27 protein-coding genes are annotated in these 26,944 nt (G+C 72.4%); 16 read left to right on the forward strand and 11 right to left on the reverse strand.

Translation table 11 applies throughout. The annotated features are described in order from the left end of the window. Positions 1–23: 23 nt before the first annotated feature. From MOJ79_RS10395 to ruvC, 10 genes are all read left to right on the forward strand, one after another. Positions 24–842: a citryl-CoA lyase gene (locus MOJ79_RS10395; protein WP_442863110.1), complete on the forward strand. Its 819-nt coding sequence runs from the start codon at positions 24–26 to the stop codon at positions 840–842. Between the two features lie 22 nt (positions 843–864). Then, positions 865–2,019: a CaiB/BaiF CoA transferase family protein gene (locus MOJ79_RS10400; RefSeq protein WP_241924100.1), complete on the forward strand. Its 1,155-nt coding sequence runs from the start codon at positions 865–867 to the stop codon at positions 2,017–2,019. A gap of 77 nt (positions 2,020–2,096) precedes the next feature. Next, a complete protein-coding gene (locus MOJ79_RS10405; protein WP_119353504.1) occupies positions 2,097–3,191 on the forward strand; it encodes a C4-dicarboxylate TRAP transporter substrate-binding protein in 1,095 nt (364 codons plus the stop codon). 22 nt (positions 3,192–3,213) lie between these two features. After that, positions 3,214–4,215, forward strand: coding sequence for an NAD(P)-dependent oxidoreductase (locus MOJ79_RS10410; RefSeq protein WP_336606323.1), 1,002 nt, complete (start codon positions 3,214–3,216; stop codon positions 4,213–4,215). A 133-nt stretch (positions 4,216–4,348) separates the two neighbouring features. Further along, positions 4,349–5,689, forward strand: a complete 1,341-nt coding sequence (locus MOJ79_RS10415; protein WP_241924102.1) for an amidohydrolase family protein — start codon at positions 4,349–4,351, stop codon at positions 5,687–5,689. Between the two features lie 16 nt (positions 5,690–5,705). After that, a complete protein-coding gene (locus MOJ79_RS10420) occupies positions 5,706–6,578 on the forward strand; it encodes an NAD(P)-dependent oxidoreductase (protein ID WP_241924103.1) in 873 nt (290 codons plus the stop codon). A 73-nt stretch (positions 6,579–6,651) separates the two neighbouring features. Then, positions 6,652–7,215: an NADPH-dependent FMN reductase gene (locus MOJ79_RS10425; RefSeq protein WP_241924104.1), complete on the forward strand. Its 564-nt coding sequence runs from the start codon at positions 6,652–6,654 to the stop codon at positions 7,213–7,215. Positions 7,216–7,307: 92 nt separating this feature from the next. Then, positions 7,308–7,934 carry a lysophospholipid acyltransferase family protein gene (locus MOJ79_RS10430; protein WP_241924105.1) on the forward strand — a complete coding sequence of 209 codons (627 nt, stop codon included), beginning with the start codon at positions 7,308–7,310 and terminating at the stop codon, positions 7,932–7,934. Continuing rightward, complete coding sequence (locus tag MOJ79_RS10435) at positions 7,934–8,902, forward strand: phosphatidate cytidylyltransferase (RefSeq protein WP_442863113.1); 969 nt, start codon at positions 7,934–7,936, stop codon at positions 8,900–8,902. Before MOJ79_RS10430 ends, MOJ79_RS10435 begins: the two co-directional genes overlap by 1 nt. 2 nt (positions 8,903–8,904) lie before the next feature. Further along, positions 8,905–9,453 (forward strand): crossover junction endodeoxyribonuclease RuvC, encoded by a 549-nt coding sequence (gene ruvC / locus MOJ79_RS10440; RefSeq protein ID WP_241924107.1) that lies wholly within the window; start codon positions 8,905–8,907, stop codon positions 9,451–9,453. Positions 9,454–9,472: 19 nt separating this feature from the next. Here the strand turns inward: ruvC and MOJ79_RS10445 are convergent, their stop codons facing one another. The 4 genes from MOJ79_RS10445 to MOJ79_RS10460 form a co-directional block, all read right to left on the reverse strand. Further along, positions 9,473–9,667, reverse strand: a complete 195-nt coding sequence (locus MOJ79_RS10445) for a hypothetical protein (protein WP_442863111.1) — start codon at positions 9,665–9,667, stop codon at positions 9,473–9,475. Positions 9,668–9,674: 7 nt separating this feature from the next. Continuing rightward, entirely contained in the window at positions 9,675–10,607 is a 933-nt protein-coding gene (gene lpxC, locus MOJ79_RS10450) for a UDP-3-O-acyl-N-acetylglucosamine deacetylase (protein ID WP_241924108.1), read from the reverse strand. 75 nt (positions 10,608–10,682) lie between these two features. Beyond that, positions 10,683–11,090 carry a winged helix-turn-helix domain-containing protein gene (locus MOJ79_RS10455; RefSeq protein WP_119353480.1) on the reverse strand — a complete coding sequence of 136 codons (408 nt, stop codon included), beginning with the start codon at positions 11,088–11,090 and terminating at the stop codon, positions 10,683–10,685. Continuing rightward, positions 11,087–12,358: an MFS transporter gene (locus tag MOJ79_RS10460; protein ID WP_241924109.1), complete on the reverse strand. Its 1,272-nt coding sequence runs from the start codon at positions 12,356–12,358 to the stop codon at positions 11,087–11,089. Before MOJ79_RS10460 ends, MOJ79_RS10455 begins: the two co-directional genes overlap by 4 nt. A gap of 107 nt (positions 12,359–12,465) precedes the next feature. Between MOJ79_RS10460 and MOJ79_RS10465 the strand changes: the two genes are divergently transcribed. The 6 genes from MOJ79_RS10465 to MOJ79_RS10490 all read left to right on the forward strand — a co-directional run bounded on the left by MOJ79_RS10465 (position 12,466) and on the right by MOJ79_RS10490 (position 18,366). Further along, a complete protein-coding gene (locus MOJ79_RS10465) occupies positions 12,466–13,428 on the forward strand; it encodes an arsenic resistance protein (protein WP_241924110.1) in 963 nt (320 codons plus the stop codon). Between the two features lie 102 nt (positions 13,429–13,530). After that, on the forward strand, positions 13,531–14,319 hold the full coding sequence (gene modA / locus MOJ79_RS10470; RefSeq protein ID WP_241924111.1) for a molybdate ABC transporter substrate-binding protein: 789 nt from the start codon (positions 13,531–13,533) through the stop codon (positions 14,317–14,319). Between the two features lie 19 nt (positions 14,320–14,338). Continuing rightward, positions 14,339–15,004, forward strand: a complete 666-nt coding sequence (gene modB, locus MOJ79_RS10475) for a molybdate ABC transporter permease subunit (RefSeq protein ID WP_241924112.1) — start codon at positions 14,339–14,341, stop codon at positions 15,002–15,004. Then, positions 15,001–16,149, forward strand: coding sequence for an ABC transporter ATP-binding protein (locus tag MOJ79_RS10480; protein ID WP_241924113.1), 1,149 nt, complete (start codon positions 15,001–15,003; stop codon positions 16,147–16,149). The genes modB and MOJ79_RS10480 overlap by 4 nt, the downstream gene beginning before the upstream one ends. A gap of 10 nt (positions 16,150–16,159) precedes the next feature. Continuing rightward, positions 16,160–17,440: a nitrate reductase associated protein gene (locus MOJ79_RS10485; protein ID WP_241924114.1), complete on the forward strand. Its 1,281-nt coding sequence runs from the start codon at positions 16,160–16,162 to the stop codon at positions 17,438–17,440. A gap of 182 nt (positions 17,441–17,622) precedes the next feature. Continuing rightward, complete coding sequence (locus tag MOJ79_RS10490; RefSeq protein ID WP_241924115.1) at positions 17,623–18,366, forward strand: amino acid ABC transporter ATP-binding protein; 744 nt, start codon at positions 17,623–17,625, stop codon at positions 18,364–18,366. A gap of 186 nt (positions 18,367–18,552) precedes the next feature. On the opposite strand, the gene ftsZ is transcribed toward MOJ79_RS10490, so the two are convergent. The 7 genes from ftsZ to ftsW form a co-directional block, all read right to left on the reverse strand. Further along, on the reverse strand, positions 18,553–19,773 hold the full coding sequence (gene ftsZ, locus MOJ79_RS10495; protein WP_241924116.1) for a cell division protein FtsZ: 1,221 nt from the start codon (positions 19,771–19,773) through the stop codon (positions 18,553–18,555). Between the two features lie 134 nt (positions 19,774–19,907). After that, a complete protein-coding gene (gene ftsA / locus MOJ79_RS10500) occupies positions 19,908–21,137 on the reverse strand; it encodes a cell division protein FtsA (protein ID WP_119290473.1) in 1,230 nt (409 codons plus the stop codon). 3 nt (positions 21,138–21,140) lie between these two features. Continuing rightward, positions 21,141–21,944: a cell division protein FtsQ/DivIB gene (locus MOJ79_RS10505; RefSeq protein WP_119290516.1), complete on the reverse strand. Its 804-nt coding sequence runs from the start codon at positions 21,942–21,944 to the stop codon at positions 21,141–21,143. 5 nt (positions 21,945–21,949) lie between these two features. Beyond that, positions 21,950–22,927, reverse strand: a complete 978-nt coding sequence (locus tag MOJ79_RS10510) for a D-alanine--D-alanine ligase (RefSeq protein ID WP_241924117.1) — start codon at positions 22,925–22,927, stop codon at positions 21,950–21,952. Then, a complete protein-coding gene (murC, locus tag MOJ79_RS10515; RefSeq protein WP_241924118.1) occupies positions 22,924–24,336 on the reverse strand; it encodes a UDP-N-acetylmuramate--L-alanine ligase in 1,413 nt (470 codons plus the stop codon). The genes MOJ79_RS10510 and murC overlap by 4 nt, the downstream gene beginning before the upstream one ends. Next, positions 24,333–25,415 carry an undecaprenyldiphospho-muramoylpentapeptide beta-N-acetylglucosaminyltransferase gene (murG, locus tag MOJ79_RS10520; RefSeq protein WP_241924119.1) on the reverse strand — a complete coding sequence of 361 codons (1,083 nt, stop codon included), beginning with the start codon at positions 25,413–25,415 and terminating at the stop codon, positions 24,333–24,335. Before murG ends, murC begins: the two co-directional genes overlap by 4 nt. Before the next feature lie 175 nt (positions 25,416–25,590). Next, entirely contained in the window at positions 25,591–26,859 is a 1,269-nt protein-coding gene (gene ftsW / locus MOJ79_RS10525) for a putative lipid II flippase FtsW (protein WP_442863112.1), read from the reverse strand. Positions 26,860–26,944 lie beyond the last annotated feature (85 nt).

The following is a 26,944-nucleotide window of genomic DNA, read 5'->3' on the forward strand; positions in this document are numbered from 1 at the left end:
ACCACACCGAGGACACCGACGCGATGAAGATCGGCAAAGCGACCGTCCCCGAGACGGCGATCTGCACCTACAACGAAGACACGATCGTCGTGCGCGGGGCCGACCTGTGCCAGGACCTGATCGGCAAGGTCGGCTTCGTCGAGTACTTCTGGCTGCTCGTCACCGGCCAGCACCCGAGCCCGACGGCCGCACGCGTGCTCGACGCGACGCTGGTGGCGATCGCCGAGCATGGCCTCGTGCCCAGCGTGCAGGCCAGCCGCATGACACTGGCCGCTGCCCCCGACGCGATCCAGGGCGCAGTGGCCGCCGGCATCCTCGGCTGCGGCTCGGTGATCCTGGGTGCCTCGGAGACGGCCGGGCGGCTGTTCCTGCGCGTCGACGCGCTGGCGCGCGACAAGGCCCTGTCGCTCGAGGAGGCGGCCGCCGAGATCGTGCGCGAGCTGCGTGCGGCCAAGCACGCCGTGCCCGGCTACGGTCACCCGCAGCACAAGGCGCGCGACCCGCGCGTCGCGCGGCTGTTCGCCGTCGCGCAGGAGGCCGGCGCGCCGATGCACTTCGTGCGCATCGCCGAAGCGATCGAGAAGGTGCTGCCCGACATCACGGGCCGCGACTTGCGGCTCAACGTCTCGGCGGCGATCCCGGCGGTGCTGCTCGACGTCGGCTTCCCGGCCGAGGCGCTCAAGGGCGTACCGATCCTCGCCCGGACCGCGGGCCTGATCGGCCACCTGACCGAGGAGCTCGCGCGCCCGATCGGCTTCGCGCTGTCGTACCAGGCCACGCGCGAGCAGGTCTACACCGGCCCGGTGCCCGAGGGCTTCGTGCCCAAGACGGCGGTCGCCTGAGCCCGCCACGGAGATTCGTCACATGGCCCAAGTCCTCGCCGGGGTTCGCGTCGTCGAGCACGGCACCTTCATCACCGGTCCCGCGGCGGCGATGCTGCTCGCCGACCTCGGCGCCGACGTCGTCAAGGTCGAGCAGCCCGCCGGCGACCCGTTCCGCGCGTTCCGCGGCGGCCTGTACAGCCCGCACTACCAGACCTACAACCGCAACAAGAAGAGCGTCACGCTCGACACGCGCCAGGCCGACGACCTCGCGCGCTTCGACCGCCTGATCGCCGAGGCCGACGTCTACATCCAGAACTTCCGCCCCGGCGTGGCCGACAAGCTCGGCGCCGGCGAAGCCCGGCTGCGCGCGCTGAACCCGCGGCTGATCTACTGCGCGATCAGCGGCTTCGGCCCCGACGGCCCGGCTGCGGGCCGCCCGAGCTACGACACCGTCGCGCAAGCCGCCAGCGGCTTCCTGAAGCTGCTCGTCAATCCGGCCAACCCGCGCGTCGTCGGCCCGGCGCTGGCCGACGCGATCACCGGCTTCTACGCCGCCTACGGCATCCTCGGCGCGCTGTACGAGCGCGAGCGTCGCGAAGAGGGGCGCGGACGCAAGGTCGAGGTCTCGATGCTCGAGGCGATGACGCACTTCAATCTCGACGCGTTCACGCACTTGTTCTCCGAGGGCGAGGTGATGGGCCCGTACAGCCGCCCGAGCGTGTCGCAGTCGTACGTGCTGCCGTGCGCCGACGGCAAGTGGATCGCACTGCACATGTCCTCGCCGCCGAAGTTCTGGGAAGGCCTGGCGCAGGCCATCGACAAACCCGACCTGTTCGACGACCCGCGCTTCGCCACCCGCGAGGCGCGCATCGCGAACCAGGAAGCGATCATCGAACTGCTGACCGCGATCTTCCGCACCCGCGCGCGCGCCGAGTGGTGCCGGCGTCTCGAGGCGCTCGACGTGCCGCACGCACCGATGTACGACACCGACGAAGTGCCCGAGGACCCGCAGGCCAAACACCTGCAGCTGTTCGTCGACGCACCGCACCCGCAGGGCGGGCGCTGGCGCACGGTGCGCTCGCCGGTGAGCTACGACGGCGAACGCTCGCTCGCCGTCACCGCGCCGCCGCTGCTCGGCGACCACAACGACGCGCTGCGCGCCGGCTCGCCGTGGGCCAGCGTGCCGGCGCGCTGACACCGCGCATCGAACCGCTTCGGATCCCGCTCCCCTTCACGCCGCCATCGGCGACCCTCGACGACCTGGAGACACGCATGACGACGACCCGCATCCCGACCTTCTCGCGCCGCGCGCTGGCCCTCGGCCTGGCCGCCGCCGTGCTGCCCCTCGCGGCCAGCGCACAGCAGACAATCAACCTGACGATCGCCTCGAGCCACCCGACGACGATCCCGTGGGTCGGCTTCATGCAGAGCGTGTTCATGCCCGAGGTCGACAAGCGCCTGGCCGCCGGCGGCAAGTACAAGATCAACTGGCGCGAGGCCTTCGGCGGGCAGCTGTACAAGGCCAACGCGACGCTGACCTCGGTCGAGCAGGGCATCACCGACATCGGCTGGGTGTTCAGCTACCTCGAGCCGTCGAAGATGCCGCTGATGCAGCTGTCGGCGCACACGCCGTTCACGACCAGCGACCCGCGCATCGTGCTCGCGACGATGACCGAGATGATCGAGAAGGTGCCCGCGTTCCGCAACGAGTGGGACCGCTACAACCTCGTGTTCCTCGGCGCGACGGCGTCCGACACCTACGACCTGTACACCAAGTTCCCGGTGCGCACGATCGACGACCTGAAGGGCAAGAAGATCTCGGCGCCCGGCATCCTCGGCCAGTGGCTGCGCGGCGTCGGCGCGACGCCGGTCGACGGTGCGCTGACCACGTTCTACACCGACATCCAGACCGGCGTCTCGGAGGGCGTCGTCTCGCTGGCCACCGGCGTGCTGCCGGCCAAGATCTACGAGGTCGCGCCATACGTCACCAAGGTCAACATGGGCGTCGTCTTTTCGGGCGGTGTCGCGATCAACAAGGACACCTGGAACAAGCTGCCGCCCGAGGTGCAGCAGGCGATGCGCGAGGCCGGCGCCGAGTACACCAAGCGCCACGGCGAGGACCTCGTCGCGCGCCACGAGGCAGCGATCAAGCTGATCGTCGAACGCGGCGCGACGCAGAACCCGCCGGTGACGGTCACCCCGCTGCCGCAGACCGAGCGCGCGAAGTGGATCGCGCAGACGCCCGACCTGGCTGGCGAGTGGGTGCGCAACAACAGCGCACGCGGCGTGCAGGCCAAGGCGCTGCTCGACCAGTACATGGCCGGCGTGCGCGCGCGCGGCGCGACGCCCGAGCGCGACTGGCGCTGAGCGGCTGCCACCGGCGCTCGCGGTGCACGGCGATCGGCCCCGGCCGATCGCTGTTGCCGTTCGAGAGCGCGGCCCGGCCACAACCACCCCGCGAAAGCACGACATGACGAACCCCACGATCGGATGGATCGGCCTCGGCCGCATGGGCGAGGCGATGGTCAAGAAGCTCACTGCCGCCGGCCACGGCGTGAAGGTCTGGAACCGCACGCGCGCGAAGGCGATGCCGCTGGCGGAGTACGGCGCGACGATCGTCGACGCCAAGCTCGACCTCGCCGGCTGCGACGTCGTCTTCACGATGGTGTCGACGACCGACGACCTGAAGGAGGTGCTGTTCGGCGACGGTGGCCTGATGACGGGCCAGCGGCACCCGCGCCTGCTCGTCGACAGTTCGTCGATCTCGCAGGAGGGCTCCGCCGAGATCCGCCAGCGCCTCGAGGCCATCGGCGTGGGCTACCTGTGCGCGCCGGTGTCGGGCAACGCGAAGGTCGCCAAGGCCGGCAAGCTGCTCGTCGTCGCGTCGGGGCCGAAGGCCCACTACGACGCGGTGGCACCGCTGCTGCAGGCGATGGGCCGCAAGGTGATGTGGGTCGGCGAGGGCGAGCTCGCGCGCGTGTGGAAGATCGCGCACAACACGATGTTCGGCGTGATCATCCAGAGCCTGTGCGAGATCACGGTGCTCGCCGAGAAGGCCGGCATCCCGCGCCACGTGTTCCTCGAGAGCATCAACGACTCGGTGCTCGGCAGCATGTACACGCGCTACAAGAGCCCGGTGCTGACGAACCTGACGTTCGAGCAGGTCACGTTCACGCCGAAGCTGCTGCTCAAGGACATGGACCTCGGGCTGGGCGCCGGCAAGGCGCACGGCGTGCCGATGCCCGCCGCCGCGGCCACGCGCGAGTCGGTCGCGCGCCTGGTCGGGCGCGGCCACGACGACGTCGACTTCGCGATCCTGCTGAAGGAGACCGCCGCCGACGCCGGGCTCGAGCTGAAGCCCGAGAACGTCCACGTCGACGACGGGTTGTGAGGCCCACCCCCGCAGCGGCCTGCGGCCGCCTCCTCCTCGAGGGGGCGACGCGCGCGGACCGGCGAAGCCGGACCCGCCGCGTCCGCTCGAAGCGTCGCGCCCGCTCGAGCGGGTGCGCAGGAGATGCACGTTGATGAACCGCACCCTGATCCGCGGCGCGACGGTGATCACGATGGACGCGCAGGGCGTGCTGCCGCGCGCCGACGTCCTCGTCGCCGGCGACCGCATCGCCGAGATCGCGCCGGGCCTGGCCACGGGCGACGCCGAGGTCGTCGACGCGCGCGGCTGCATCGTGACGCCGGGCTTCGTCAACGCGCACATGCACACGTGGCAGACAGCGCTGCGCGGTGTCGCGGCGAACTGGACGCTGCCCGAGTACTTCGCGAAGATGCACGCCGGGCTGGCGACCGTGTTCACGCCCGACGACCTGCACATCGCCACGCTCGTCGGCGCGCTGAACCAGCTCAACTGCGGCACGACGACGCTGGTCGACTGGTGCCACAACAACCGCACGCCCGAGCACAACGACGCCGCGGTGGCCGCGCTGCTCGAATCGGGCATCCGCGCGGCGTTCTTCCACGGCACGCCCAAGCCCGACCCGAAGCCGGGCGAGACGCCGTTCTGGGAGGTGCCGCACCCGCGCGCCGAGGTCGAGCGGCTGCTGAAGGCGCACCAGGGTGCCGAGCTGCTGACGGTCCACGCCGCGGTGCTCGGGCCGCACTACTCGACGCTGGAGGTGGCGCTGCACGACTTCCGCATGGCGCGCGAGCTCGGCGTCATCGCGTCGCTGCATCAGGGTGGCGGACCGGCGCGCACGCCCGAGGGCTGGCTCGTGCTCGAGCGCGAGGGGCTGCTCGGGCCGCACGTCAACATCGTGCACGGGCACGCACTCTCCGACGAGCAGCTCAAGCGCTTCTGCGACCTCGGCATGAGCTTCTCGGCGGCGGCCGAGAGCGAGATGTCGCAGGGCCACGGCCACCCGCTGACCGGGCGGCTGCGCGCGCTCGGCCGCGCGCCGTCGCTCGGCGTCGACCTCGAGAGCGTGATGAGCGGCGACATGATCAGCCAGGCGCGCATCGCGCTGGGCATCCAGCGCAGCCTCGACAACGTCGCGCACCGCGTCGCGCACGGCAGCATCCCGGCGACGACGACGATTCCCGCGGTCGAGGCGCTCGCGTGGATCACCGTCGAAGGCGCGCGCATGCTCGGCCAACTCGACCGCATCGGCACGCTGGCGGCCGGCAAGCAGGCCGACCTCGTCGTGATCCGCGCCGATGCGCTGAACATGCAGCCGGTGCACGATCCGGTGGCTGCCGTCGTGTTCCAGGCCTCGCTCGCGAACATCGACGGCGTGATGGTCGCCGGGCGCTGGAAGAAGCGCGACGGCCGCCTGCTCGGCGTCGACCTGCCGCCGCTCGTCGAGCGCCTGAACGCGTCGGGGCGCAAGATCGTCGGCGCGCTCGGGCTGCACTGACCGTCGGAAGGCCACCATGAACCAGGGGGTGCGCGAGGTGCTGTTCGTCGGCGTCGGCAAGATGGGCCTGCCGATGGCGACCCACCTGCACGCCGCCGGCCACCGCGTCACCGCGTTCGACCCGTCGGCCGAGCGGCGCGCGCTCGCCGCGCAGCGGGGGCTGGCCGTCGTCGAGCGGCTCGAGCCGGCGCTCGCACGGGCGCCGGTCGTCGTCAGCTCGCTGCCCGACGACGCGGCGCTGCGCGCGGTCGCGGCACAGGTCGGTGCGCACGCGGCGGCCGGCGCGGTGTGGATCGACACCAGCACCGTCTCGCCCGAGGCCTCGCGCGACGCCGCCGCGCAGGCGGCCGCACGCGGCGTCGCGTGCCTGCGCGCGCCGGTGTCGGGCAACAATGTGATGGCCGAGCGCGCGGCGCTGACGGTGTTCGTCTCCGGCGACCGCGCCGCGTACGACGCCTGCGAGCCCCTCTTCGCGTGCTGGGGCCCGCAGCGCTTCTGGCTCGGCGAGGCCGAGCAGGCGCGCATCGCCAAGCTCGCGGTCAACCTGATGATCGTCGGCACCAGCACGATGCTCGCCGAGGCGCTCGCGCTCGGCGAGCGCGGCGGGCTCGAGTGGCAGCGGCTGTGGGACGTCGTCGAGGCCAGCGCCGTCGCGTCGCCGATCGTCAAGGCCAAGGCGCCGGCGCTGCGTGCGCACGACTACACGCCGACCTTCACCGTCGAGCAGATGCGCAAGGACGTGTCGCTGATCCGCGCCGCCGCCGCCGCGCTCGGCCTGGCCACGCCGGTGACCGACGTCGCCGCCGCTGCACTCGACCGCGCCGCCGCAGCCGGCGAAGGCGGCGACGACTACGCTGTCGTGATCCGCGACGCGCGACGGGCCCACTGACACACCGACACGGCGCCGCGACGAAAATCGCCACTGCGCAACCCCTCCACCTTCACCCACCCAGCGAATACCCATGAGCACTCTGGACGTCATCGGCCTGTGCGGCAGCCTGCGCAAGGCCTCGTTGAACCGCCACGCGCTGCGCCTGGCCGGCGAGCTGATGCCCGCATCGATGAAGCTCGACATCGTCGAGTGGCGCGACGTGCCGCCGTTCGACGGCGACCTGCTCGCGCAGGGCGTGCCGCCGGCCGTGGCGGCGCTGACCGAGCGCATCCGCCGCGCCGACGCGGTGCTGATCGCGACGCCCGAGTACAACTTCTCGGTGCCGGGCGTGTTCAAGAACGTGCTCGACTGGATCAGCCGCGTCGACAACCAGCCGTTCGCGCGCAAGCCACTGGCGCTGCTGAGCGCCTCGGCCGGACCGCTGGGCGGCGCGCGCGTGCAGTACGACCTGCGCAAGGTGCTGCTGTACCTCGATGCGATGGTGCTCGCCAAGCCCGAGGTCTTCATCGGCATGGCGGCGACCAAGTTCGACGCCGAGGGCCGCTGCACCGACGAGACGACGCGCAAGTTCGTCGGTGACCAGATGGCGGCGTTCGAGCGCTGGATCGTCGCGGTGCAGCGCATGAAGGGCTGAGCCCAGGTCGTCCCGCGAGCCGCAGGCGGCAGGGGCGCCGCCGTGCCGGCGCGTGGCACGGTCGCGTCATCGGCGGCGGCTAGCATGCGCGCATGTCGCCCGCCGCCAAGCTGATGGGGCTGCTGATCGCGTTCGTCGCGCGCCTCGTGACGGGCGCGCAGGGCCACTGGAAGGGCTGCCCGCCGCAGGCGCTGCAGCGCATCTACTTCGCCAACCACCAGAGCCACCTCGACTGGGTGCTGATCTGGGCCGCGCTGCCGCACGAGCTGCGTGCGCGCACGCGGCCGATCGCCGCGCGCGACTACTGGACGCGCGGGCGCTTTCGCCACTGGCTCACGCGCGAGGTGTTCAACGCCGTCTACGTGACGCGCCAGCGCAGCGACGACCAGGACCCGCTCGAACCGCTCGTCGCGGCGCTCGAGCACGGCGACTCGCTCGTCATCTTCCCCGAGGGCACGCGCGGCCACCAGGCGCTGCCGCAGCCGTTCAAGAGCGGGCTGTACCACCTGGCCGAGCGCTTCCCCGACGTGCAGCTCGTGCCGGCGTGGATCGACAACGTGCAGCGCGTGATGCCCAAGGGCGAGGTCGTGCCGGTGCCGGTGCTGTGCAGCGTGACGTTCGGTGCGCCGATCCGGCTCGAGCCGGGCGAGGACAAGCGCGCGTTCCTCGAGCGCGCGCGCGAGGCCGTGATCGCGCTGCGCCCGCGGGGGCCGGCATGATGGACAGCCTGCGCGCCCTGGACGTCGACCAGCGCGTCGCACTGCTGTTCGTCGCGCTGTTCGGCACGCTGCTCGCGGCCAGCGCGGCGCTGGCCGTCTTGAGCCTGCGCGAGCACGGTGCCTTGGCGCGCGCGCGGCTGCGCCGTGCCGGTGGCGAACTGGCCGCCGTGTGGGCCGGTGCCGCGGTGTTCTGGGCCGCGTGGATCGCCGGCCCGATCGGTGCGACGCTGCTGTTCGGCGCGGTCTCGTTCCTCGCGCTGCGCGAGTTCGTCACGCTGATGCACACGCGCCGCGCCGACCACCGCAGCCTGATCCTCGCGTTCTTCGTCGTGCTGCCGCTGCAGTACGTGATCGTCGCGCAGCGGCGCTTCGACCTGTTCACCGTGTTCGTGCCGGTGTACGTGTTCCTCGCGCTGCCGGTGGTCAGCGCGCTGTCGGGCGACCCGCAGCGCTTCCTCGAACGCAACGCGAAGCTGCAGTGGGGGCTGATGGTGACCGTCTACGGGCTCAGCCACGCACCGGCGCTGCTGCTGCTCGACCTGCCGGGCCACGTCGGCGGCGGCGCGTTCCTGCTGTTCTTCCTCGTGCTGGCGGTCGGCGCGGCGCAGCTGGTGCAGGAGGCGGCCAGCCGCTGGCGGCACCGGCGCCCGATGGTGCGCGAGATCAGCCGCTCGTTCTCGCTGCGCGCGTGGAGCGCCGGGATCGCCGCTGGCGCGCTCGTCGGCGTGGCGCTGGCGTGGATCACGCCGTTCGGCGCCGGGCCGGCGTTCGCGATGGCGGCGGTGGCCGCCGGCAGCGGCACGCTGGGCCAGCTGGTGATGGAGGCGCTCAAGCGCGACGCCGGGGTGCGACACTGGGGGCCGGCCGCGTCGGTGACCGGCGCCGTCGGTCTGCTCGACCGCGTCGCCGCGCTGTGCTTCGCGGCGCCGGTGTTCTTCCATTCGGTGCGGTGGTACTTCCAGACGTGACGATGCGCATCCTCGGCGTGGACCCCGGCCTGCGCACGACCGGCTTCGGCCTCGTCGACGTCGACGGCCCTCGGCTGCACTACGTGGCCAGCGGCACCGTCAGCACCGCCGAGGCCGACAGCGGCGACCTGCCGGCGCGGCTCAAGCTGATCGTCGACGGCCTGCGCGAAGTCGTCGCGCGCTGGCAGCCGACCTGCGCGTCGGTCGAGATCGTGTTCGTCAACGTCAACCCGCAGAGCACGCTGCTGCTCGGCCAGGCGCGCGGCGCCGCGCTGGCCGCGCTGGTGTCGTCGGGGCTCGCGGTCAGCGAGTACACCGCGCTGCAGATGAAGAAAGCCGTCGTCGGCCACGGCCAGGCGCGCAAGGAGCAGGTGCAGGCGATGGTGCAGCGCCTGCTCGCGCTGCCCGCCCTGCCCGGGCGCGACGCCGCCGACGCGCTCGGGCTGGCGGTGACGCACGCGCACGCGGCGCGCACGTTCGCGGCGATCGACCGCAGCGCGACGCGGCACCGGCTCACGCGCGCGCAGTACCGCAGCGGGCGCAGCTACTGAGCCGCCGGCTGGCGCGCGGCTACAGCAATGGCGTGAGCCGCTCGAGCGCGATCACGGCGAAGAAGCCCAGCCCGGCGATCACGGTCCACTTGACGATCACGATGCCGCGGCGGCGCCAGCGCACGTCGCCGGTGGCCACGTACATCGCGAAGCTGAGCAGCCCGGCGACCAGCAGCAGGCCGAAGACGAGACGAAACAGCAGGATGCCCGGCACCCTCGCCTCACCAGGCCGGCGCGAGCTGCGCGAAGCCGGCCGGGGCGCGCCGCTCGTCGTCGAACGTGACGATGCGGTACGCGCTCGCGTCGGCCAGCAGCGCGCGCAGCAGCCGGTTGTTCAGCGCGTGGCCGCTGCGGTAGGCGCTGTAGGCCGCGAGCAGGTTGCCGCCGATGCGCAGGTCGCCGATCGCGTCGAGGATCTTGTGCTTGGCGAACTCGTCGCCGTAGCGCAGCCCGTCGGCGTTGAGCACGCGATAGTCGTCGACGACGATCACGTTGTCCATGCTGCCGCCGAGCCCGAGGCCGCGCGCGCGCATCGTCTCGACGTCCTTCGTGAAGCCGAAGGTGCGCGCGCGCGCGATGTCGCGCCGGTAGTCGCCGCTGCCGAAGTCGAACGTGACCTGCTGGCCGGTGGCGTCGACGGCCGGGTGGTTGAACTCGATCGCGAAGCTGAGCTTGTAGCCGTGGTACGGCTCGAGGCGCGCCCACTTCAGCGTCGCGCCCTCGCCTTCGCGCACCTCGACCGGCTTGAGCACCTCGATGAAGCGCTTGGGCGCGTTCTGCAGCTCGATGCCGGCGCTTTGCAGCAGGAACACGAAGCTCGCGGCCGAGCCGTCGAGGATCGGCACCTCGTCGCCGGCGATGTCGATCGTCAGGTTGTCGATGCCCAGCCCGGCGCACGCCGACATCAGGTGCTCGATCGTCTGCACCTTCGGCGCACCGGGATCGCCGCCGGCGCTGACCGTCGAGGCCATGCGCGTGTCGCACACGGCCTGCGCGTCAACGCGGATGTCCACCGGCTGCGGCAGGTCGACGCGGCGGAACGTGAAGCCGGCGTCGGGCGCTGCCGGGCGCAGCGTCAGCTCGACCTTCTGGCCGCTGTGCACGCCCACGCCGACGGCCCGCGTGAGCGACTTGATCGTGCGTTGCTGGAGCATGCGGCGATTGTCCCCGAAGGCGACGCCGCACGCATTCGTGGCGCGCCGATCGCCGCGATAGCCCCTCAGCGCCCCTCAGCGCCCGTCGTCGCCGCCGGCGCCGGCGCGCACCAGCGCCGCCAGCTGCGGCAGCCGCCGCTGCACGGCGCGCTGCGCGTCGGCCTCGATCGCGCGGTACAACGCAAGCACCTGCTCGCCGGTGGGCGTCAGCTTCGCACCGCCGCCGGCGCTGCCGCCGCGCTGCTTGTCGACCAGCGGCGCGACGAAGTCGCGGTTCATCGCCTCGACCAGCGACCACACGCGCTGGTAGCTCATGCCCAGCCGGCGGCCGGCCTCGGCGAGCGAGCCGGTCTCGGCGATGCCCTGCAGCACGTCGGCCTTGCCGGGGCCGATCGCGACCGCGTGCTTGATCTGCACGCGAAAGCGCGCCTGCGCCTCGAGCCGCTGCGTCGGCGTCGCGTCCGTTCGCGTCCGCTTCGTCACGGTGGCATTGTCCCTCGCGTCCAGCGCGGCGCCACGCGCCCCAGCGCCAGCGTGCCGGCGGCCATCAGCAGCGCGGCCACGCCGAACGCGAGCGACGGCGACAGCGCGCTCCACACGACGCCGACCAGCGCGCTCGACGCGAACTTCGCCAGCCCGTTGACGGTGCCGAGCGCGCCGACGGCGAGGTCGAGCGTGTCGCCGCCGACCAGCCCGGCCGTCATCGGCGACTCGAGCGCCTCCTGCACCGCCGTGTACAGGCCGGCGACGACGAACACGCCCGCGAGCACCGCGACGTGGTCGGCCCCGTTGCAGAACGCGAGCGCGGTCAGCGCCGCGGTCAGCGTGCCCAGCGCGTAGCCGGCCAAGAGCACCGGCGGCGTGCCGAAGCGGTCGGCCAGCGCGCCGACCGGCACCGACGCCGCGACCTGCACGACGTTGCGCAGCACGTACAGCAGCCCGGCCACCTGCGCCGCCTGCACGACGCCCAGCGACGGCGTCAGCAGCTGCGTCGCGGCCAGGATCAGCAGCGTGTGCGAGAAGTCGCCGCAGCCGAACAGCCCCACCGCGCCAAGGTAGCGCCTGAAGCGCGCCGGCAGCGCGCGCAGCGCACCGACGAAGCGCAGCGCCGGGTTCGGCGAGCGCTGCGCATCGCGCACCAGCCACGCGAACGCGAGCACCGCGGCGACGCCGGGGATCACGCTCAACCACAGCACGACGCGAAACGGCCCGCTCGCGTCGTCGCCGAACGCGCCTGCGCGCTGCGCCCAGCCGAGCAGCGCGACGCCGAGCAGCGGCCCGACGACCGCGCCGAGCGTGTCCATCGCGCGGTGGAAGCCGAACGCGCGCCCGCGCGTGTCGGCGCTGACGGCCTGCAGCACGATCGCGTCGCGCAGCGGCCCGCGCAACCCCTTGCCGAACCACGCGATGACACGCCCGAGCAGCAGCAGCGGCCAGCCGGCGGCCAACGCGATCAGCGCCTGCCCGAGCGGCGTCAGCGCGTAGCCCAGAAGCACCAGCCGCTTGCGGTGGCCGAAACGGTCGGCGACGTAGCCGGCGGCCATCTTCGTGAACGCCGCGACCGCGTCGGCGATGCCCTCGATCAAGCCGAGCGCGGCCGCCGGAATGCCGAGCACGGCGAGGAAGCCGGGCAGCACGACGGTCGTCGTCTCGTAGCACAGGTCGCCGAGCGCGCTCGTCAGCCCGGCGCCGGCCACCGTGCGGTTGAGCCAGCGCCTCGGGGCGGGTGCGGGCGGGTCGGCGGGAGTCATCGACGGGCAGCGAAGTCGCAGGGGCAACGGCAAGGCGGCACACTGCGCGCCGCCGCGGCCGCGATGATCGCTCACGCGGCGGCGTCCTCCCGCCTTCGCCGTCACCGATGACGCGTCTGACCCTCGAGCGCCAGCAGGTCTGGATCTACCTCGTCGCGATCGCGGCCGGCCTCGCGCTCGGCAGCGCCGTTCCGGCGCTCGCGCCGGCGTTCGAGGCGCTGCTGTGGCCGGCGCTCGCGCTGCTGCTGTACGTGACCTTCGTGCAGGTGCCGCTGCTGCACCTGCGCGACGCGTGGCGCGACCACCGCTTCGTCGCCGCCGTCGGCGTCGGCAACTTCGTCCTCGTGCCGATCGCCGTGTGGGCGCTGCTGCACACGCTGCCCGACGACGCGCCGCTGCGCCTGGGCGTGCTGCTCGTGCTGCTCGTGCCGTGCACCGACTGGTTCGTCACCTTCAGCGCGCTCGGCGGCGGCAACGTGCCGCGCGCCGTCACGGTCACCCCGCTGAACCTGCTGCTGCAGGTGCTGCTGCTGCCGGCGTACCTGTGGCTGATGTCGGGCGCCGGCACCGACGACGGCCTGCTGGCGGCGTTCTCGCCTGCCGTGCTGGCGCCGGCGCTGGCGATCGTCGGCGTGCCGCTGGCCGCGGCGGCGCTGACCGAGCGCTGGGTCGAGGCGCGCGCCGCGCGCGAGGTCTGGCGCGAGCGCATCGCGTGGCAGCCGGTGCCGCTGCTCGCGCTCGTCGTGCTGCTGATCGCCGGCGCACAGGTGGGTGCCGTGCGCACCGCGCTGCCGCAGCTGCTCGGCGTCGTGCCGCTGTTCGTGGCCTATCTCGTCATTGCGGCGGCGATCGCGCTGGCACTGGCGCGCGCGCTGCGGCTGCCTGCCGACCAGGGCCGCACGCTGGCGTTCAGCCTGGGCACGCGCAACTCGTTCGTCGTGCTGCCGCTGGCGCTCGCGCTGCCGGCTGGCTGGGAGCTGACGGCGATGGTGATCGTCGTGCAGTCGCTCGTCGAACTGTTCGGGATGCTCGTCTACCTTTGGTGGATGCCCATGGCATTCCGCCACTGACGGGGCTGAGCGCGCGGATCCACAAGGCGATATACTCATTCAACGATATCGTTCGCATACGATATCGCTTGGGTGCTCCACTGCCTTCCAGGAGATTCGCTGATGTCGACCGTCCGCCGCCGCATCCTCGCCGCGCTGGCCGCCTGCACCGCCTTGCTCACGGCTCCGGTCTTCGGGCAACCCCAACCCGTCCCGACGCTGGCGGCGGCGGCTGACCTGAAGTTCGCGGTCGAAGAAGTGGCCACGCGCTTCGAGAAGGAGACCGGCCACAAGCTGCGCCTCGTGTTCGGCTCGTCGGGCAGCTTCTATGCGCAGATCCTGCAGGGCGCACCGTTCCAGATGTTCATGTCGGCCGACGAGGACTTCGTGTTCAAGCTGCACGACGCCGGCAAGACGCTCGACCGCGGCCGGCTGTACGCCGTCGGACGCATCGGCATCAAAGTGCCCGCTGGCTCGCCGCTGAAGGCCGACGGCGAGCTGAAGGATCTCGCCGCGGCGCTGAAGGACGGCCGGCTGCAGAAGTTCGCGATCGCCAACCCCGACCACGCGCCGTACGGCATGCGTGCGCGCGAAGCGCTGCAGCGCGTCGGGCTGTGGGAGACGATCCAGCCGAAGCTGGTCTACGGCGAGAACATCTCGCAGACCGCACAGTTCGCGACCTCGGGCTCGACGCAGGGCGGCATCATCGCGTTGTCGCTCGCACTCGCACCGAGCGTCAAGGCGCTCGGTGACTTCGCGCTGATCCCTGCCGACTGGCACCAGCCGCTGAAGCAGCGCATGGTGCTGATGAAAGACGCGCCGCCGGCCTTGCGCGCGTTCTACGACTACCTGTCGACGCCGCCGGCGCAGGAGGTCATGAAACGCTACGGCTTCGAGATGCCGAGGGACTGACGCGGCGGCTGGCACGACGATGGACTGGCAGGCCCTCGTCCTGTCGCTCGAGCTGGCCGCGGTCACGCTCGCGGTGCTGCTGCCGATCGGCATCGCGCTCGGACGCTGGCTCGCGGTGACGACGTGGCGCAGCAAGGCGTGGATCGAGGCAGCGGTCGTGCTGCCGCTCGTGCTGCCGCCGACCGTGCTCGGCTACTACCTGCTGGTCTCGCTCGGCGGCGCGTCGCCGATCGGGCGCTGGATGGCCGAGACCTTCGACATCCGGCTCACGTTCAACTTCATCGGCCTGCTGATCGCGTCCGTCGTGTTCAACGTGCCGTTCATCGTGCAGCCGGTGCAGCGCGCGTTCGAGGCGATCCCGCGCAACCTCGGCGAGGCGGCCGCCGTCAGCGGCCTCGGGTTCTGGCAGACGCTCGCGCGCGTCGAGCTGCCGCTGGCGTGGCCGGGCATCCTGTCGGCGATGGTGCTGACTTTCGTGCACACGCTCGGCGAGTTCGGCGTCGTGCTGATGGTCGGCGGCAGCATCCCCGGCGAGACGAAGACGATCGCGATCTCGATCTACGACCGCGTGCAGGCCTTCGACCTCGCCAGCGCCGACCGCATGGCGCTGCTGCTGCTCGTGCTGTCGCTCACGGCGGTGGCGGCGTCGTTCTTCGCAACGGCCAGGATCGCGGTGCGGCGATGAAGATGTCGGGGGCCGAACTCGCCAGCGCCGCCTCGCCAGCGGCGCTCGACGTGCAGGTCGAGCAGACGGCACCGATGCCGCTGGCCGGTGCGTTCCGCTGCGACGCCGGTGAGCTGCTCGCGCTCGTCGGCCCGTCGGGGGCGGGCAAAACGTCGATGATGCGCGTGCTCGCCGGTCTGATGCAGCCGCAGAGCGGGCGCGTCGCCGTGGCCGGCGAGGTCTGGTGCGACACCGCGGCTGGCGTGTTCCTGCCACCGCAGCGCCGCCACGTCGGCCTCGTGTTCCAGAACTACGCGCTGATGCCGCACATGTCGGCGCTGGACAACGTCGCGCTGTCGCTGCTGCACCTGCCGCGCAGCGAACGCCGCGAGCGCGCGCGCCACTGGCTCGACCACGTGCAGCTGACCGCCGAGCAGCAGCAGCGCCGGCCGGCCGCGCTGTCGGGCGGCCAGCAGCAGCGCGTCGCGGTGGCTCGCGCGCTGGCGCGCGAGCCGCGGCTGCTGCTGCTCGACGAACCGTTCTCGGCCGTCGACCAGATGAGCCGCCGCGGGCTGTACCGGCTGCTCGCCGACCTGCGGCGCGAACTCGCGATCCCGATCCTGCTCGTCACGCACGACCTGCAGGAAGCGCGGCTGCTCGCCGACCGCCTCGTCGTGATGGACGCCGGCCGCGTGCTGCAGCAGGGCACGCCGTACGACATCCACCACGCGCCGCGCAACGCGCGCGTCGCCGACCTCGTGGGCATCCAGAACCGCTTCGGCGGCACGTGGGAGGGGCCGAGCGGCACCGCCGGCTGGGGCTGGCTGCGCTGGACCGACGCCGTCGGTGCGCCCGGCCCGCGGCTGCGCGTGCGCGACAAGGGCAAGATTCCTGTCGGCCAGACGGTGGCCTGGGTGATCCCGAGCGACGGCATCACGGTGCTCGACCGCGAAGCGCGCGAAGCCGGCGAGTTCGACGCCGTCGTCAGCGACGCACGCCACCTCGGCGAGGTCACGCTCGCGACGCTGCAGCTCGACGTGCTCGGCGGCGTGCCGCTGCTGCTGACGCTGGCGGGCCCGCAGCGCCAGCGCCTGGTGCTGCACCAGCGTACCGCGGTGCGACTCGACAGTGCGCTGGTGCATGTGATGCCGATGCGCTCGCGCTGAGGAAGCGGCGATGGCGACCAACGCCCCCGCGCCCGCCCCCCGCATCGTCGTGCTGGGCTGCGGCGACGTCGGCTCCGCCGTCGCGCACCGTCTGTTCGTGCTCGGCGCCGACGTCGTGCTCGCCGACGATCCGCGCCCGCCGCACCCCCGGCGCGGCATGGCGTTCACCGACGCCTGGTTCGACGGCACGGCAACGCTCGAAGGCGTCAGCGCGCTGCTGGCGCACGACACCGCGGAACTCGCGGCGCTGGCGCAGTCGCTCGACGTGCTGCCGTGCACCGATGCGCCGTGGGCCGATGTCGTCGCCGCGTGGCGCCCCGACGTGCTCGTCGATGCGCGCATGCGCAAGCGCGACGTGCCGCCGGACCTGCGCGCCCACGCGCCGACCGTCGTCGGGCTCGGCCCCGGCTTCACGCCCGGGGTCAACTGCACGCTGGCCGTCGAGACCGCGTGGGGCGAGGCGCTCGGCGACGCGTCGGCCACGGCCGGCACCTCGCCGCTGGCCGGCGAGCCCAGGCGCTTCGAGGGGCTCGCGCGCGAGCGCTTCGTCTACGCACCGGCCGCGGGCTTGTGGCGCACGGCGGCGCACATCGGCGATCGCGTCGCCGCCGGCCAGCCGGTCGGCGACCTCGGCAGCGTCCCCGTCGCGGCGCCCGTTACCGGTGCGCTGCGCGGGCTGACCCGCGACGGCGTGCCGGTGCGCGCGGGGCAGAAGATCGTCGAGGTCGACCCGCGCGCCGAGCCCGACGTGCGCGGCCTCGGCCTGCGCCCGGCGGCAATCGCGCGCGGCGTCGCCCGCGCGGTCGGGCTCGGCGACGACCTCGCCGGCGCCTTCTTCGGCTTCGAGGCGTCGATGCGCGCGACGCTGGACTGCATCCCGATGTCGATGCGGCTCAAGCTCGATCGCTGCGGTCTCAAGCTCTCGCTGGCGCAGTGGCGCGCGCTGCCGCGCGTGCTGCGCGAGCTGCTGCTCGAAGCGCCGGTGGACGACGCGCGCAGCCTGCAGCGACTGGATCTGCTGCTGCAGCGGGCCGTGAGTCACCATGCGGTGGGCCACGGGTCGCCGCAGACGCAGCCGCGCTCGGGCGCGCCCGACGCCGCCACCGTACCTGCCGAAGTGGCGCGGCGCTGGGTCGCAGAGCACGCGGGCGATCTGCCGCCGGCGCGCTGGGCCGCGTTGACGCCGCTGCAGCGCTACGCGCTGCTGAAGCTTGCGGCCGCGAAGCACGGTCGCAACTGGCCGGCGGCGGTCGCCGAATTCGGACTCGTCGACACCGCCCCCACCGCTTGACGTCGCGGGTCTCGCCGTCCCCACCCCAAGGCCACGCGGCGCTTTCGGGTGCCGACCTGCACCCGTTCAAAATCGGGGGGCCGTCACGTTCATCACCTCGATCCGATTCGCGATGCCGCGCCGCTGCCCGCCGGTCGGGCCGTGACGCGTCGAGCCCGCAGCGCACCCACCCGGACACGTCCATGACCGAGCCCATCATCCGCTTCGACAAAGTCAACAAGTGGTACGGCCACAGCTTCCACGTGCTGCGTGACATCGACCTCGACGTCACGCGCGGCGAGCGCATCGTGATCTGCGGGCCGTCGGGCTCGGGCAAGTCGACGCTGATCCGCTGCATCAACGCGCTCGAGGAGTTCCAGCAGGGCCGCATCACGGTCGACGGCATCGCGCTGACCGACGACGCACGCGCGATCGAGCAGGTGCGCAAGCGCGTCGGCATGGTGTTCCAGCAGTTCAACCTGTTCCCGCACCTGACGGTGCTCGAGAACCTGACGCTCGCGCCGATGTGGGTCGACCACGTGCCGAAGAAGGAGGCCGAGGAGCGCGCGATGCAGCAGCTGCAGCGCGTGCGCATCGCCGAGCAGGCCCAGAAGTACCCGCTGCAGCTGTCGGGCGGTCAGCAGCAGCGCGTCGCGATCGCGCGCGCGCTGTGCCTGACGCCGAAGATCATGCTGTTCGACGAGCCGACCTCGGCGCTCGACCCGGAGATGATCAAGGAAGTGCTCGACGTGATGATCGAGCTCGCCGGCCAGGGCATGACGATGCTGTGCGTCACGCACGAGATGGGCTTCGCGAAGGCGGTGGCCGACCGCGTGATCTTCATGGACCAGGGGCAGATCGTCGAGCAGGGCCCGCCGCGCGAGTTCTTCGCGCAGCCCAAGAGCGAGCGCACGCGCGACTTCCTCGCGAAGATCATCGGCCACTGAAGACGGCGGCGGCCGCCCTTTCGAGCGGCCGCCGCGCATCCGGCTTCGCCAGTGCGCTGGCGGGCCTTGCAGGCCGCGCCGGGCCCTGCGGCCCAGCCCCTCGCCAGGCACGAAGCGTCCACTGGACGCTTCGTGTCCGGGCTCGGCCCCTCGAGGGGGCGCGCGCAGCGCGTAGGGGGTGGTCCCTCAGTCCGCCTGCTTGCGCAGGAACGCCGGGATCTCGATCTCGTCCATCCCGTTGCTGACCAGCGCGTCGACCTTGGCCGCCGCGGTGCGGCCGTGGCGCCAGACGCTGGGCACCGCGAGGCCGGCGTAGTCGGTGGCCGGCGCCGCCGGCGTCGCGACGGCGGCCGGCGCGCCGACCGTCTGGTTCAGCACCGGCAGCCCGTCGGTGCCCGAGCGCACGACCGGCGCCGTGTGCACGACGCTGATCGGCACCTGCTGGCGCCGCGTGGCCGGGGTCAGCCCGGTCGCGATGACGGTCACGCGCATCTGGTCGCCGAGTTCCTCGTCGTAGGCGGCACCGAAGATCACGTGTGCGTCGTCGGCGGCGTAGCGGCGGATGCAGTCCATCACCTTCTTGCTCTCGTTGAGCTTGAAGGTGGCCTTGCTCGCGGCGATCAGCACCAGCACGCCGCGTGCGCCGCTGAGGTCGACGCCCTCGAGCAGCGGGCACGCCACCGCCGCCTCGGCGGCCTTGCTCGCGCGGTCGGGGCCGCCGGCCTGCGCGGTGCCCATCATCGCCTTGCCCGGCTCGCTCATCACCGTCTTGACGTCCTCGAAGTCGACGTTGACGAGGCCGCGCACGTGGATGATGTCGCTGATGCCGCCCACCGCGTTCTTCAGCACGTCGTTGGCGTGCGCGAACGCCTCGTGCTGCGTGACGTCGTCGCCGAGCACCTCGAGCAGCTTCTCGTTGAGCACGACGATCAGGCTGTCGACGTTGGCCTCGAGCTCGGCCACGCCCTGGTCGGCGGCCTGCATCCGGCGCTTGCCTTCGAACTCGAACGGCTTCGTGACGACGCCCACCGTCAGGATGCCCATCTCCTTGGCGATGCGCGCGATCACCGGCGCGGCGCCGGTGCCGGTGCCTCCGCCCATGCCGGCCGTGATGAACAGCATGTGCGCGCCGTCGATCGCCTCGCGGATGCGGTCGGCCGCCTCCTCGGCCGCGGCACGCCCAGCCTCGGGCTTGGCGCCCGCGCCGAGACCGGTCGCGCCGAGCTGGATCAGGTGCGGCGCGCTGCTGCGGTTGAGCGCCTGCGCGTCGGTGTTCGCGCAGATGAACTGCACGCCCTGCACGCCGTGCTCGATCATGTGCTCGACGGCGTTGCCGCCGCCGCCGCCGACGCCGATCACGCGGATCTGCGTGCCTTCGTGGAACTCCTCGATCATTTCGATGGGCATTTGGACCTCCTGTGTGCAGTTGCCATCCGAACCAGCCAAACCAACCGACGTCGCCGTCGTCATCCAAAGAGCGCGGGGTCGAGCGCCTCGTCGTCGTCGCCCCATTCTTGTGACCTTCATGCGCGGGCCCTCCGTCAGAAGTTCCCCAGGAACCAGTCCTTCGCACGCGTGACGAAGTTCTTCACCGAGCCGGCCTGCTGCGCCGCGCGCAGCCCGCGCGTGCGCGCCAGCCGTGCCTCCTCGAGTAGCCCCATCACGGTGGCCGAGCGCGGGTTGGCCACCATGTCCGACAGCGCGCCGGCGTAGGTCGGCACGCCCTTGCGCACCGGCTTGAGGAAGATGTCCTCGCCGAGCTCGACCATGCCCGGCATCACGGCGCTGCCGCCGGTGAGCACGATGCCCGAGCTCAGCAGCTCCTCGTAGCCGCTGTCGCGGATGACCTGGTGCACGAGGCTGAAGATCTCCTCGACGCGCGGCTCGATCACGCCCGCCAGCGCCTGGCGGCTGAGCATGCGCGGCGCACGGTCGCCCAGCCCCGGCACCTCGACCTGCTCGGCCGGGTCGGCCAGCAGCTGCTTGGCCACGCCGTGCTCGACCTTGATCTCCTCGGCGTCCTTGGTCGGCGTGCGCAGCGCCATCGCGATGTCGCTCGTGATCAGGTCGCCGGCGATCGGGATCACCGCGGTGTGGCGCACGCTGCCGTCGGTGTAGATCTGCACCTCGGTCGTGCCGGCGCCGATGTCGACGAGCGCGACGCCGAGGTCCTTCTCGTCGCTGGTGAGCACCGCGTGGCTCGACGCGCTGGCGTTGAGCACCAGCATCTCGACCTCGAGCCCGCAGCGGCGCACGCACTTGACGATGTTCTCGGCCGCGCTCTGCGCGCCGGTGACGATGTGCACCTTGACCTCGAGGCGGCCGCCGCTCATGCCGATCGGCTCCTTGACCTCGTGGCCGTCGATGACGAACTCCTGCGGCTCGACGTGCAGCAGCCGCTGGTCGTTCGGGATGTGGATCGTCTTCGCGAGGTCGACGACGCGCGTCACGTCGGCCGGCGAGACCTCGCGGTCGCGCACGATGACCATCCCGGTCGAGTTCTGGCCGCGGATGTGGCTGCCGGTGATGCCGGTGTAGACGCGCGTGATCTTGCAGGCGGCCATCATCTCGGCCTCCTTGAGCGCCTGCTGGATGCTCTGCACCGTCGCGTCGATGTTGACGACGACGCCGCGCTTGAGGCCGTGCGACGACGACACGCCGAGCCCGGCGACGCGCAGCTCGCCGTCGGGCAGCACCTCGGCGACCACCGCCATCACCTTGGCGGTGCCGATGTCGAGTCCGACGACGAGATCCTTGTATTCCTTGGCCATGGTCTATCTCGGGGTGGGCGGCGTCGTGGTCGTGGTGATGCCTTCGAGCCGCACGGCGTAGCCGTCGGCGTGGCGCAGGTCGGCGTGCAGCAGGCGGCGCTGGTAGTGCCGGGCGACCTGGTCGACGGTGCGCACGAAGCGCTCGGCGCGCGCGCGCACCTCGGCGGCCTCGTCGGGCCACTGGCCGCGGCCGAGCTCGATCGTCGCGCCGCTGTCGAGCGCGACGCGCCACGAGCCGCGCGCACTCACGCGCAGCGTCTCGATGCGCGCCCCCATCGGCGCCAGCACCGGCACCAGCACGCGGTACATCGCGAGCACGCGCGCCGCGCTGCCCTCGGGGCCCTCGAAGCGCGGCAGGTGCTCGTCCTCGACGTCGCCGACGTTGGCCTCGAAGACCTCGCCGTACGTGTTGACCAGCCGCTCGTTGCCGTCGTCGCCGGCCCACAGCGCGACCGCCTCGTGCTCGACGAGCGTCACGCGCACGCGGTCGGGCCACACGCGGCGCACCACCGCCTGGCGCACCCACGGCACCGCCTCGAAGGCCGCGCGCATCGCCGCGAGGTCGAGCGCGAAGAACCCGCTGCCCAGGTACGGCGCGGCGGCCGCGCGCAGCGCCGGCTCGGCAGCGCGCACGATGCCGCCGTCGACGGCCAGCTCGCGCAGCGCGAAGGCCGGCTGGCGCGCGACCCACGCGAGCGCGGCGGCGAGCAGCACGAGCGCGACGAGCGCGAAGATCGCGTCGGCGACGGCGTTCGTCAGCCGCACGTCGGCCGGCAGCGGTTCGGGGCGGGCGGTGCGCGCAGCCATCGTCGTCACGCGTTCGCGGGCAGCGGCGTGTCCAGCCGCGCGTCGGCCAGCAGCCGCAGGCACAGCTGCTCGTAGCCGATGCCGGCGGCCTTGGCCGACATCGGCACCAGCGAGTGGCCCGTCATTCCCGGCGAGGTGTTCATCTCGAGCAGGAACGGCCGGCGGTCCGACGCGCGCACCATCAGGTCGGCGCGCCCCCAGCCGCGGCAGCCGAGGGTTCGGTACGCGGCCAGCGTCAGGCGCTGGATCTCGCGCTCCTCGGCCTCGGGCAGGCCGCTGGGCACGAGGTAGCGCACGTCGTCGGTGAAGTACTTGTGCTGGTAGTCGTACGCGCCCTCGGGCGCGACGATGCGGATCACCGGCAGCGCGACCGCGGCGTCGCCCTCGCCGAGCACCGGGCAGGTGACCTCCTCGCCGTCGATGAACTCCTCGCACAGCACGTCGGGGTCGTAGCGCGCGGCCAGCTGCACCGCCTCGAGCATCTGCGAGTAGCCCTGGACCTTGGTCACGCCGATCGACGAACCCTCGCGCGGCGGCTTGACGACGAGCGGCAGGCCGAGCTCGTCGGGCACTGCGCGCACGCGCGCCGCACCGTGCTCGCCGGGTGCGAGCAGCACCCAGCGCGGCGTCGGCAGCCCCTCGGCGAGCCACACGCGCTTGGTCATCACCTTGTCCATCGCGATCGCGCTGGCCATCACGCCGCTGCCGGTGTAGGGGATGCCCAGCAGCTCGAGTGCGCCCTGCACCGTGCCGTCCTCGCCGTGGCGGCCGTGCAGCGCGATGAACACGCGCGTGAAACCCTCGGCCTTGAGGTCGCACAGCTCGCGCGCGGCCGGGTCGAACGCGTAGGCGTCGACGCCCTGCGCCCGCAGCGCGTGCAGCACGCCGCTGCCCGACATCAGGCTGACTTCGCGCTCGGCGCTGGTGCCGCCCATCAGCACGGCGACCTTGCCGAGCGCCTTCGCATCGATCGCGTCGCTCATGGGGTCCGTCCTTCCGCCAGCGCACGCACCTGCGCGGCCACGGCGCCGATCGAGCCGGCGCCCATCACGATCACGACGTCGCCGTCGCGCGCGACGTCGACGATGGCCTGCGGCAGCGCCGCGACGTCGTCGACGAACACCGGCTCGACGCGGCCCGCCACGCGCAGCGCGCGCGCGAGCGAGCGGCCGTCGGCGGCGACGATCGGCGCCTCGCCGGCCGGGTAGACCTCGGTCAGCAGCACGGCGTCGGCCTGGCCCATGACCTTGACGAAGTCCTCGAAGCAGTCGCGCGTGCGCGTGTAGCGGTGCGGCTGGAACGCGAGCACGAGGCGGCGGCCCGGGAATGCGCCGCGCGCGGCGGCGAGCACAGCCGCCATCTCGGCCGGGTGGTGGCCGTAGTCGTCGATCAGCGTGAAGGTGCCGCCGCCGTGCGCCGGCACCTCGCCGTAGCGCTCGAAGCGCCGCCCGACGCCGCCGAACTGCGCCAGCGCCCGCACGACGGGCTCGTCGGGCAGCTCGATCTCGGCGGCCACCGCAATCGCCGCGAGCGCGTTGCGCACGTTGTGCTCGCCGGGCAGGTTCAGCGTCACCGGCAGGTCGGGCATCGCGACGCCGTTGCGCCGCTGCGCGACGAAGCGCATCTGCCCGCCGGGCAGCGCCTGCACGTCGACGGCGCGCACCTGCACCTCGGGGCCGAGGCCGTAGGTCACGACGGGGCGCGACACCAGCGGCACGATCGAGCGCACGCCGGGGTCGTCGCCGCACAGGATCGCCGCGCCGTAGAACGGCATGCGGTGCAGGAAGTCGACGAAGGCCTGCTTCAGCCGCGCGAAGTCGTGGCCGTAGGTGTCCATGTGGTCGGCGTCGATGTTGGTGACGACCGACAGGATCGGGCTGAGGTTCAGGAACGACGCGTCGCTCTCGTCGGCCTCGACGACGATGTACTCGCCCGAGCCCAGGCGCGAATTCGCGCCGGCGCTTTGCAGCTTGCCGCCGATCACGAACGTCGGGTCGACGCCGGCGGCGGCGAGCACGCTCGTGACCAGCGACGTCGTCGTCGTCTTGCCGTGCGTGCCGGCGATCGCGATGCCTTTGCGCAGCCGCATCAGCTCGGCGAGCATCACGGCGCGCGGCACGACGGGGATGCGCTTGGCGCGCGCGGCGATCACTTCCGGGTTGTCGCCGCGCACGGCGGTCGAGACGACGACGGCGTCGGCGCCGGCGATGTGCGCGGCGTCGTGGCCGATCGCCACGCGCATGCCCAGCTGCGCCAGGCGCCGCGTCGTCGCGGTATCGCTCTGGTCGGAGCCCGACACGGTGTAGCCGAGGTTGTGCAGGATCTCGGCGATCCCGCTCATGCCGGCGCCACCGACGCCGACGAAGTGGATGTGCTTGACGGCGTGCTTCATGCGCCGGCCTTTCTCACCAGCCGTTCGATCTCGTCGGCCACGCGCGCCGCCGCACGCGGGCGCGCGAGCGCGTGCGCCTTGTGCGCCATCGCCAGCAGCACACTGCGGTCGAGGCCGCGCAGCACCTCGGCCAGCCGCTCGGGCGTCAGTTCGTCCTGCGGCAGGTGGATCGCCGCGCCGTGCTGCGCCATGAACTGCGCGTTGTCGCGCTGGTGCGCCGTCGTACGCACGACGAACGGCACCAGCACCGACGGCACGCCGGCGGCGCACAGCTCGCTGACGGTGATCGCGCCGGCACGGCACACGACGAGGTCGGCCTCGGCAAGGCGCCGGTGCATGTCGTCGATGAACGGCAGCACCTCGGCTTCGACGCCGGCGGCGGCGTAGGCCGCGACGACTTCGGCGTGCTGTGCCGCGCCGGTCTGGTGCGTCACGCGCGGACGCTCGTGCGGCGCGAGGCGCGCGAGCGCCGCCGGCAGCGTGCGGTTGAGCACCTGCGCGCCGAGGCTGCCGCCGACCACGAGCAGCGCGAGCGGCCCCTCGCGTCCGGCGAAGCGCTGCGCCGGCGGCGGCAGCGCCTCGATCTCGGCGCGCACCGGGTTGCCGGTGACGACGCTGCGCTTCGTCGTCGCCGCTGCGGCGCCGTCGAAGCCGAACGCGACGCGGTCGGCCACCGGCAGCAGCGCCTTCGTGCTCAGCAGCAGCGCGGCGTCGGCGTTGACGAGCACGAGGGGCTTGTTCAGCAGCGACGCCATCAGCCCGCCCGGGAAGCACACGTAGCCGCCCATGCCGAGTACGGCGTCGGCGCCGCGCCGGCGCAGGATCGCGAGGCATTCGCCGAACGCGTTGAGCAGGCGCAGGCCGCCGGTCAGCGTGTGCAGCCAGCCCTTGCCGCGCAGTCCGCTGAAGCCGATCGTGTCGAGCGCGATGCCGGCCGGCGGCACGAGGCGGTTCTCCATGCCCTCCTTCGTGCCGAGCCAGCTCACGCTCCAGCCGCGGCGCTGCATCTCGCGCGCCACGGCCAGACCGGGAATCACGTGCCCCCCGGTGCCGGCGGCCATGATCACGAGGTGGCTCATGCGAGCCCCCTGGGCGCTGCGCGCCCGCCCCCCAAGGGGGCGAGCTGGCTTGGGGCGGCCCGGCGCCAGCTCATGCACGTCCTCCGCGCATGAGCTGCCGATTCTGGCTGCGGCACGCGCGCTGCGCGCGCTTCACGTCGCTTCGCGACATGAGCCTTCGCCGGAACAGAACCCTTCATGCGCGGCCTCCGCGCATGAGGGTTCTGTTCTCGATGTCCACGCGCAGCACGATCGCCAGGGCGGCCAGGTTCATCAGGATCGCCGAGCCGCCGTAGCTCATCAGCGGCAGCGTCAGCCCCTTGGTCGGCAGCACGCCGAGGTTGACGCCGATGTTGATGAAGGCCTGCGCGCCGATCCACAGGCCGATGCCCTGCGTCATCAGTCCGGCGAACAGGCGGTCGAGCGCGATCGCCTGCCGGCCGATCATGAAGATGCGCCGCGTGAGCCAGAAGAACGCCGCGATGACGGCGAACACGCCGACGAAGCCGAGTTCCTCGCCGACGACGGCCATCAGGAAGTCGGTGTGCGCCTCGGGCAGGTAGTGCAGCTTCTCGACGCTGGCGCCCAGCCCCTGGCCGAAGATCTCGCCGCGGCCGAACGCGATCAGCGAGTGCGTCAGCTGGTACGCCTTGCTCTGCGCATACGCCGGGTTCCACGGATCGAGGTACGCGAAGATGCGCTCGGCGCGCCAGGGGCTGACGACGATCATCAGCACGAACGAGCCGAGCAGCACCGCGACGCTGAGCGCGAACATGCGCCCGTTGACGCCGCCGAGGAACAGGATGCCCATCGCGATCGTCGCGATGACGAGGAACGCGCCCATGTCGGGCTCGGCCAGCAGCAGCAGCCCGACGACGGCCAATGCCACCGCCATCGGCGCGACGGCGCGCATGAAGTGCTCCCGCGCGTCCATCTTGCGCACCATGTAGCCGGCGGCGTACATCGCGATCGCGAGCTTGGCCAGCTCGCTGGGCTGGAAGTTCATCAGCCCGAGCGGGATCCAGCGCCGCGCGCCGTTGACCTCGACGCCCACGTGCGGCACCAGCACGACGACCAGCAGCACGAGCGCGGCGCCGAACAGCGCGTTGGCCCACTTCTCCCACACCGCGATCGGCACCTGCACGACGGCCAGCGCGACGACCAGCCCGATGGCCATCGACAGCGCGTGGCGCGACAGGAAGTGCGTCGACGTGTAGCGCGCGAAGCGCGGGTTGTCGGGCAGCGCGACCGACGCCGAATAGACCATCACGAGGCCGAGCAGCAGCAGGCCCGCGGTGACCCACACCAGCGTGCGGTCGAAGCCGGCCACGCGCACCGGCTCGGCGCTGCGGCGGCGCAGCCCGTCGCGCACCGGCAGCGCGGTGGGCGCGTCGCGGCGCGCCGGCCGCAGGCGCTGCCACCACGACGCGAGCCGCGAGCCGAGCGCAAGCGCGGCGCGGCTCACTGGACTACCCTCCCTTCAGCTTGCGAAGTGAGGTGATGCAGGGTTATCCACGATGGCGGTCGGTCGGCGCTTGCGACGTACCGAC

It is taken from the genome of Calidifontimicrobium sp. SYSU G02091 (genome assembly GCF_022631395.1).
GTDB lineage: Bacteria > Pseudomonadota > Gammaproteobacteria > Burkholderiales > Burkholderiaceae_C > Calidifontimicrobium > Calidifontimicrobium sediminis.